This is a genomic window from Arthrobacter sp. ISL-5 (genome assembly GCF_018613835.1).
Lineage (GTDB): Bacteria > Actinomycetota > Actinomycetes > Actinomycetales > Micrococcaceae > Arthrobacter.
Genome location: NZ_JAGGPM010000002.1, coordinates 136,415 through 145,130 on the forward strand (window position 1 = coordinate 136,415; position 8,716 = coordinate 145,130).

Sequence of the window (8,716 nt, forward strand, 5' to 3'; positions counted from 1 at the left end):
GTTCCTTCTGTTGCTGATATGGATCTCCGGCCCCGGACGAGACGAATCCTTGTTGCGAGGCATGCCCGGGGCCGGAAGTTTGGAGACTGCGATTCAGTCCTGGTGGATTTCGGCGTGACCGTCGACCAGCCGGTTTACCTTCCACGGGTTTGCGTCCCGCAGGGGTGCCGGAAGCAGCTCCTCAGGAAAGTTCTGGTAGGAGACAGGCCGCAGGAACCGGTCGATCGCCAGGGTGCCGACCGAGGTGGTGCGCGAGTCGGAGGTGGCCGGGGACGGGCCGCCGTGGACCATTGCGTGACCGACCTCGACTCCGGTGGGCCATCCGTTGATGATGACCCTGCCCACCTTCCGTTCCAAGACCGGGATGAGTGCCGCGGCGGCGGCGTAGTCCTCGCCGGTCACGTGGAGGGAGGCTGTCAGCTGCCCTTCCAGCTTGCTCGTGGCGTCAATCAGGTCCTCCACGTTCTTGTACCGCACGATGAGGCTGGCTGCGCCGAAAATCTCTTCGTGCAGGACATGGTTGTTCGCGAAGACGTCGAGGTTAGAGCCGAAGACGGCCGGTGCGGGGGCGTTTGCAGTGGGACCTGCCTGGCCGCGGCCGATCAAATCGACGTCGGCGACCGCCCTGACGGAGTTGAAGCCTTGTTCCCAGGATGCGGCGATGTCCTGCGTGAGCATGGTCTGGCCGGCGTTTCCGCTGATGCTCCGGGCGACGGCGTCGGCGAAACGGTCACCGGCCTCGCCGACAGGGACAAACACCAGCCCCGGTGAGGTGCACAGCTGGCCCGAGCTGCCGGTGACGGAGGTGACGTATTGACCGGCGAGGGCCTCGACGTCGCCGGTCAGGGCTCCGGGAAGGACATAGACCGGGTTGATGGAGGACATTTCGGCGTAGACCGGGATGGGTTCCAGGCGGGCCGCGGCGGTGCGCATCAAAGCGGTGCCGCCGGCCCGGGACCCGGTGAAGCCGACCGCCTTGATGGCGGGGTCGGCGACGAGCGCCTGGCCGATGCTGGAACCGGAGCCGTACACGAGGGAGAACACGCCGGGATGCAGGTCAAGGTCGCGGACGGCCTTCGCCACGGCCTGGCCCACAAGCTCCGCCGTGCCGGGATGGGCGTTGTGCGCCTTGACGATCACGGGGCAGCCCGCGGCAAGGGCCGAGGCCGTGTCACCGCCTGCGACGGAAAACGCCAGCGGGAAGTTGCTGGCACCGAAAACAGCCACCGGTCCCAGCGGGATCTGGCGCAGCCTGATGTCCGCGCGGGGGAGCGGGGCCCTGTCCGGCAATGCGGGGTCGACACGGACGCCGAGGAAATCGCCCTTCCGGACAACATCGGCGAAAAGACGCAACTGGCCGATGGTGCGGGCGCGTTCGCCACGGAGTCGTTCCACTCCCAGACCGGTTTCAGTCGAGGCCCGCACGATCAGTTCCTCGCCAATGGCCTCGATGTTCTCAGCGATGGTTTCCAGGAACCGGGCGTGGCGCTCGGGCTCCAGGGTGCTGAAAGATTCGAACGCGTCGGTGGCCGCCTCGGTTGCCGACTTGAGTTGCTCGTCATTGATCAGGGTGTAGGGCGGTTCCAGTGTTTCGTTGGTGGCCGGGTTGGTGCCGAAGGTCGAGCCATTGGGCCCGGCTACATGTGCCCCTGCGATCAGGGAGTATCCGGTAAGTGTCATTGCTGCGTCTCCTGGACGTGTTGAAAGTGGGCGGCAAGCGGCGAGGCGTGGCCCGGCCGCTGCCAGTTGCGGGTTTGGTTCAGTTGCCGGCGCCCAGGTGCCAGATGCCAAGTGCGGAAAGAAGTTCCCGGGGGTCCCAAACGACCCACTCCTCGGCGATCTTCCCGTCATCGAAGCGCAGGAAGGAGGCTCCGGTGACCGTGACGCTGCGGCCGGTGGCGGGCACGTCCATGAAGCTGCCCTGGTGGGTGCCGTGCGTCTGCCAATGGATCGCGGCGGTTTTACCGTCCTCGACGATGTGCAGGATTTCGGTGGTGGTATCCGGGAAGGCCTCATGGGTGGCCTCGATGGTTTTCCGCAGCTGGGTGTAGTCTTCGCTGCCGGACTTGGAGTGGCGGACGTAGCCGGGTGCGAGCAGTGCTTCGAACGCGGACAGGTCCCCGTCCCCCCATGCCCCGTTCCACGCATTGAGGATTGTTTCCCTTGTGGTGCTCATGATGCGCTCCTTACTTCTTCCGGGACCGGAATCACGATGGGCTGGTACTGGCCGAACTTGCCGCCCCGGAACAGCAGGGCGTCGCCGCTGCCTTCTTCCATGTTGATCACTGCTCCGACCACCATGTAGTGATCGCCGACCACGACCTCTGCGGTGACGACGCAGTCGATGTAGGCGGTCGCACCGTCCAGGTGGGGAGTGCCGAGGGGGCCTGAAGTGTAAGGAAGGTCCTCGAACTTCCGCGGTCCCTTGCGGGAAAGCGAGCGGCAGATGGTGATCTGATCGTCCGAGAGGATGTTCGCGGTGAAGTTCTGGAGTTTGCGCAGCTTCGGCCAGGTCGAGGAGGATTTGTCGACGCAGAACATGACCAGCGGCGGTTCCAGCGACAGTGACTGGAAGGTGCCGACCACCAAGCCGAGTTTTTCGTCGTCGTCGTTGATGCCCGTGATGGCGACGACGCCGGTGGGAAGCTTTCCGAGGACCTGGCGGTAGTAGGCGGGAGTGATGTCCGTTGGGGGTGTTGAGGCTGTGGCTGGGGTGATATCCATGTCAATCTTCCTTGATCGATTCCTAGAGGGACGGCGTGGCGCCGCGCTCGGTGAAGCCTCCAAAACGGCCACCGTGGAAGATGAGGGGGTTGCCCTCACCGGGAGTCATCTCCAGGACACTGGCGATGACGATCATGTGGTCCCCTGCGACTATCTGCTGCTCGATCCGGCAGTCGAACCAGGCCAGCGAGCCCTGAATATGCGGGGTACCCCAGGGGGACTCCGACCAGTTCACCGTGCTGAGCTAGTCAGAGCCTTTGGCCGAGAGTGCGCGGCTGACCTGCTGCTGGCCTTCTGCGAGCAGGCTGACGCTGAAGCGCTCGGACTCTGCGATCTCCGGCCAGCTGGTGGACGCGTGCGTGACGCTGAATGTCACCAGGGCCGGCTCCATGGACAGCGAGGCGAACGTTCCCACGATCATGGCGTTGTGGATGCCGGTGACCGGGTTGCTGGAGCAGATCGCAGCGACGCCGGTGGGCAGGTGCCGCATGACTGCACGGTAGTGCTCCGGGGCGATCGGTCGGGCTTCGAGGGCGGGGGCGCTCATGGCTGTTCCTGGAGCTCTGCGTGGATGTTGCGGCCGGCGCGCAGGCCGCTTTCGATGGCGCCGTCGAAGAATCCGGCCCAGATGTTGGCGATGTCGCTGCTGGCGAAATGCAGTGCGCCTTCGCTGGCCTGCTGTTCCCGGTGGTACTTGGTGAGCTGGCCGGGACGCTGGATCTGCCAGGTCTCCTCGGCGTAGGGGTCGGACATCCAGTGGTGGCCGGCGACCTCGAGGACTTCAAGGTCGTCGCGCCACACCTTGATGGCTTCCTGGACCTGCTCGATGTCGGTGACGTCGATGCGGGTCGCATCGGCACCGAAGCCGACCAGCACGGCGTCGTCCGCTCCGACGAATTCCGTGCGGATCACGGACAGCGGCTTGTCCTGGGCGGAGTAGGCGAAGAACGGCTTGATGGGTCCCTTGACGCGGATCCATGCCTTGACGCCCTGGGAGGCGGTCTTTTCCCGGCTGACGGCGAGCTTGCCGTCAGACAGGGCGGGCTGGACATCGAGCTTGTGCAGGATGTTCTGCGGCAGGGTGATGACGACCTTCTTGGCGTGGATTTCCTGGCCGTCGCCGTAGGTGATGGTGGCTCCCCCGCTGTTGTGGCGGACGGCGGTCACCGGGGCGTCGAGGCGGATCTCAGCGTTGGCGTCCTCGGCGATCGCCTTAGGCAGCGTGTCATTGCCGTTCTTCAGACGGAAGATCGCCGAGGCCTCGTGCATCAGGTGCCAATGGCCGGATGACGCGGCGGTCCAGCGCAGGGCGTTGAGATAAGCGCACTGGTCCAGGCGAGCGTTGAAGTGGCCCACCCAGGCTGCCTCGTTCGCGTTCCGCTCGTCCTCGGAGAGGTCCAGCTTGTCCAGCATTTCCTGCAGGTTGTACTGGTCGACCTCGGCCAGGTTCTCCACCGTCAGCGGTGCATCCGGTCGGGGGAGCCACTTCATGGTGTCTTCCAACAGCCGGGTCATGCCGGGATCGATCAGCGCCATGAAGTCGTCCAGGTTGCCCCGGCGGACCTCGTTGCCGGCGAGCCAGAACGTCTCCTCCGAGCGCGGGCCGCGGGAGACCTCGAGGCCGTAGCGGGTGACCTCGGCCCAGACATGAGGCTGAGTCCAGTGAAGCCAGTTGCCGCCGATCTCCAGGTTCTGGCCCAAGCGGCGATCGGTCCACAAGCGGCCGCCAAGACGGTCGCGGGCTTCCAGGACAACCACGTTGTGGCCGCGGTTGCCGAGCTCACGGGCGGTGATGAGGCCGGCAACGCCGGCGCCGATGACGACTACGTCTGTCTGTTCAGTCATGGGTATCTCCGTTGAATTCTTGGTTGGCCGGCGGTCAGCGGGTGGCTTCGCTGAGGTGCTTGGCGCGGTGTTCCGTGGCGGGGTGGGAGTCCAGCGTGTACTTGTGGCCCGGGAAGAGCTTTTCGCGCAGCGTTACCGGTTCCTGGCCCTCGGCGCGTGCAGGGGCAACAATCCCCTGGGCGCGCAGCTCGGGCAGGGCCAGTTCGATGAACTCTTCCCAGCCGCCCGGCTTGGTCGTGTAGCTGAGGTTGATTCCGTCGACGTCGGCCTCGTCGCGCCAGCGGCGCAGTTCTGTGGCGACCGTTTCGGGGGAGCCGATGATGGTGGACCCGCTGCCGCCAACGGCAAGGAATTCCGCGATCTGGCGCGGGGTCCAGTCCCGGTCCGGGTCCGCTTTGGAGAACATGTCCACCATCGACTGCCCCGCCTTCGTTCCGACAGACCTCAAGGGAACGTCCAGGTCGTATTCCGACATGTCGATGCCGGTCCAGCCGCTGAACCGCGCGAGGCATCCTTCGACCGGCGCGTTCTCCACGGCCCTCCGGTACTTGGCCTGTGCCTCTTCGTCGGTGGGGGCGACCACCACGGTGAGCAGGATGACCACCTTGACGTCCCGTGGGTCGCGGCCGGCGTCCGCCACGGACTGGCGGACCTTGGCAACGGTGCGCTTGGCCCCCTCCACGGAGGTGCTCTGGATGAAGACGGCTTCGGCATGCTTGCCGCCGAATTCCATGCCCCTGGAGGACGAGCCCGCCTGGAACAGCACGGGCGTGCGCTGGGGGGAAGGCTCGCACAGGTGGAAGCCGGGCACGGTGAAGTGCTGGCCGGCATGGTTGATCGGGTGCACCTTGGTGGGGTCCACATAGGTTGCCGACTCGGCGTCCCGGACGACGGCGTCCTCTTCGAAGGAGCCTTCCCAGAGCTTGTAGACGACCTCCATGTACTCATCGGCCAGGTCATACCGCTCAGCGGGGCTCAGCTGCTGCTGCTTGCCGAGGTTGCGGGCGGCGGCTTCTGAATATGAGGTCACGATGTTCCAGCCGACCCGGCCGGCGGTGAGGTGGTCCAGCGTGCTGAAGCGGCGCGCCAGCATGTAGGGCGGCTCGTACGTCGCCGAGCACGTCACGCCGAAGGTCAGGTGCTTGGTTACGGCCGCCATGCCGCTGATCAGCAGGGTCGGGTCGTTGATCGGAAACTGGGCTGCGTCCCGCAGGGCTTCGTCGCCCTTGCCTTCGTACACATCGTGGTAACCGAGGTTGTCGGCGAAGAAGATCCCGTCAAAACCGGCATTCTCCAGCATTTGCGCAACACCAGTCCAGTAGTGCAGGTCGGTGTAGCGGGAGCCCTGGTCGCCCTCGGCGCGCCATGACCCGGATGTGAGGTGGGACGGGGCGAAGACGTCGAAGGCGAAAAGGCTCAGAGGTTCATTTTTCATGGCAGCGGTGCTTCCTTGGACTCGTGCCGGACAGAGCGACAACTTCGTTGGAACGTTCATTTTTTGAACACTGCGTTCAATTTAGATTGTAATCCAGCTCACTGTCAAGAGGTGCGCCGGCCGTGCCGAAATATGCGGACGGGTATTGACACCGCATGTGGCGCATGCCATATTTTTGATCACCACGTTCGATAGGTGAACGTTCTCCCCGGCCCCATCGGGTGCCGCATATTCCCCCGCCGTGCACTCAGGGCCGGCATTCATCAGTTCGCTAAGCACGAGAACAAGGAAGTCCATCGTGAATTCATCCGTTAAACCGGTCTCCGGACCATCGCTCCAGTCGCCTGTGGGACATGACCCGCGAAAGAGGCGGTTCCTGTACAGGCTCAGCGCGATCATCGCCGGCGGCATGTTCATCGACGGCTTCATCCTTGGGGGGATTGGTCTGGTCATGCCGGCTTTGACCGCTGATTTGGAGCTGTCCTTTGTGTGGCAGGGGCTGATTGGCGCCTCTGCCCTGATCGGCATTTTCTTTGGCGGACCGATCGGTGGCTACATGGCCGACAAGATCGGCCGCAAGCCGATGTTCATCGTGGACCTGGCCATCTTCCTGGTCGGCTCAGCAGCGCAGTTCTTCGTCGCAGAGGCGTGGCAGCTGTTTGTGATCCGGCTCGTGATGGGCATGGCCATCGGTGCGGACTACGCCATCGGATGGCCTCTGCTGGCCGAATTCTCCCCGGCCAAACTTCGGGGCAAGCTCCTGGCATTCCAGGAGGTCGCGTGGTACATCGGCTACCTCGGCTCCTACGCACTGGGGTACTGGATGGCCTCGGCACTTAGCGCTGACTGGCGCGTCATCCTGGGCATGAGCACGGTTCCTTCCCTTATCGTCTTCCTGCTCCGGCTCGGCACACCCGAGTCTCCGAGATGGCTGATGAGCAAGGGACGCATCGAGGAAGGCCTTGCCATTGCCAAGGAGTACATGGAGGAGTCCGATGTCCTGGAAATGACCAACGAAAAGCGCGGGAAAACCAGCTTCCGCAAGCTGTTTTCCCCCCAGTACCGCAACTCCACGATCTTCGTCTGCATGTTCTGGGTCTGCAACGTCACCCCGTACTTCGCCATCGCCACCTTCGCCCCGATCGTGCTCGAAAGCCTGGGCGTCGAAGACGGCCTGAGCGGCGCGCTGTTGCTCAACGGCGTTGTTGTGGCCGGCTCCCTGGCTGCCATGTTCCTTATCGAACGGGTCGGACGCCGCAAGCTGTCCATCCCGCCGATGTGGATCGCTGCCGTCTCGCTGGTGGTCATCGGCCTGTTTTCGCATGTCTCGCCGATCGTCATCCTCGTCTGCTTCATCACCTTCTCCTTCTTCAACGCCATCTCCACCGCACTGACCGGCGTGTACCCCGGCGAGGTCTTCCCCACAGAAATCCGCGGGGCTGGCGTCGGCTTCGGCACCGCAGTCTCCCGCATCGGTGCTGCCGCAGGAACGTTCCTCCTGCCAATGTCGGTCTCAGGCCTGGGGATCGGCTTCACCATGGTCATGGCTGCCGGAATTTGCGTTCTGGGCGCCGTCATCTCCCAGTACCTGGCACCTGAAACCATGGGCATGAGCCTGGGCGAAGCATCCGCGCCGAGCAAGGCGGCAGTGAAGTAGCGCCGCGGCTGCTCCCCGGTTTACGTGAACGGAAGGGTGCCCTGTCCGGGCTTACGCCGGCAGGGTGCCCTTCCGTGCGAATCGCATAACGGGTCCCAAACAACTTTGGCAACAAGGAGAACGAAGAAATGAAGATTTACGGTGAAAGTGAACGGGATAGCGGCCTGCCGACACCGCGTCTGATCCTCAACGACGGCAAGACCCATCCCGGTGCATGGATCAGCTTCCGCGATCCAGCCGTCGTGGACACTCTGGCGGCTGAGGGCTTCGACTGGATTTGCGTCGATGGCCAGCATGGCGGCCCGGAAACCCACGAAATGCAGGCGCTGATCGAAGCCGCGCACCTGTTTTCCGTACCGTCCATGGTCCGAGTTCCCAGCCACGACATGGGGACTGTTGGGCGTGTCCTCGACGCGGGAGCCGGAGGCATCATCTTCCCGACCGTGGAGGACGCGGCATCGGCAGCCTCACTCATCGCCGCCTGCCGCTTTCCCCCGCGCGGGAAGCGAAGCTATGGTCCGACCCGTCGCAGCCCCCGGTACCCTCACCCGGTCCCCGGCCACCCGGAGGAGGACACGTTGTGCATCCTGATGATTGAAACAGCCGACGGCGTGGCCAACCTGGACGAGATCCTCGCCACGGGACCGGATGGCATTTTTGTAGGACCCTATGACCTGTCCCTGAGCCTGGGAATGACACTGGAGGAGCTGACCGGCGAGGGACCGCACGGGATCCTGGCTGACATAGCACGCCGGTGCCTCGCGGCCGGAGTCGTCCCGGGTATCTACACGGGAGAGCTCGATCTGTCCGAAAAGATGGTCGCGCTCGGTTTCCGATTCATGCCCATCGCCTCGGACACCGGCCTGCTGGCGGTAGCCGCCCGCAATGCCGTTTCCGGATCCGAACGGCTGGGACTGCCGACAGCCGTGAGCTAGTGGTCATGTTCGTTAGTTCGTCGGGGGTTCAGGCTGCGGCCTCGTCGCGTCGGTCGATGCGTTGGAGGAGGTCGTGGAGCGCGATGCGTCCGAAGCGCCAGTTGAAGGGGTTCGCGGTCG

The 8,716-nt window shown here is 64.3% G+C and carries 7 protein-coding genes and 1 pseudogene; 2 read left to right on the forward strand and 6 right to left on the reverse strand.

Going from position 1 to position 8,716, the window contains the following annotated elements; translation table 11 throughout:
- Positions 1–93: 93 nt before the first annotated feature.
- From J7I89_RS01465 to J7I89_RS01490, 6 genes and pseudogenes are all read right to left on the reverse strand, one after another.
- Positions 94–1,680 carry an aldehyde dehydrogenase (NADP(+)) gene (locus tag J7I89_RS01465; protein ID WP_214966649.1) on the reverse strand — a complete coding sequence of 529 codons (1,587 nt, stop codon included), beginning with the start codon at positions 1,678–1,680 and terminating at the stop codon, positions 94–96.
- Between the two features lie 79 nt (positions 1,681–1,759).
- A complete protein-coding gene (locus J7I89_RS01470) occupies positions 1,760–2,176 on the reverse strand; it encodes an ester cyclase (protein WP_214966650.1) in 417 nt (138 codons plus the stop codon).
- Positions 2,173–2,724: a flavin reductase family protein gene (locus J7I89_RS01475; RefSeq protein ID WP_214966651.1), complete on the reverse strand. Its 552-nt coding sequence runs from the start codon at positions 2,722–2,724 to the stop codon at positions 2,173–2,175. The genes J7I89_RS01470 and J7I89_RS01475 overlap by 4 nt, the downstream gene beginning before the upstream one ends.
- Positions 2,725–2,746: 22 nt before the next feature.
- A pseudogene (locus J7I89_RS01480) lies at positions 2,747–3,271 on the reverse strand (flavin reductase family protein).
- The gene (locus J7I89_RS01485; RefSeq protein ID WP_214966652.1) at positions 3,268–4,569 is read right to left on the reverse strand and encodes an NAD(P)/FAD-dependent oxidoreductase; all 1,302 of its coding nucleotides are present in this window, start codon (positions 4,567–4,569) and stop codon (positions 3,268–3,270) included. Before J7I89_RS01485 ends, J7I89_RS01480 begins: the two are co-directional and overlap by 4 nt.
- A gap of 34 nt (positions 4,570–4,603) precedes the next feature.
- A complete protein-coding gene (locus J7I89_RS01490; protein ID WP_214966653.1) occupies positions 4,604–6,004 on the reverse strand; it encodes an LLM class flavin-dependent oxidoreductase in 1,401 nt (466 codons plus the stop codon).
- Between the two features lie 298 nt (positions 6,005–6,302).
- On the opposite strand from J7I89_RS01490, the gene J7I89_RS01495 reads away from it, so the two are divergent.
- Entirely contained in the window at positions 6,303–7,661 is a 1,359-nt protein-coding gene (locus J7I89_RS01495) for an MFS transporter (protein WP_308159779.1), read from the forward strand.
- A gap of 128 nt (positions 7,662–7,789) precedes the next feature.
- Positions 7,790–8,596 carry an HpcH/HpaI aldolase/citrate lyase family protein gene (locus J7I89_RS01500; protein ID WP_214966654.1) on the forward strand — a complete coding sequence of 269 codons (807 nt, stop codon included), beginning with the start codon at positions 7,790–7,792 and terminating at the stop codon, positions 8,594–8,596.
- The last annotated feature ends 120 nt before the right edge of the window (positions 8,597–8,716 follow it).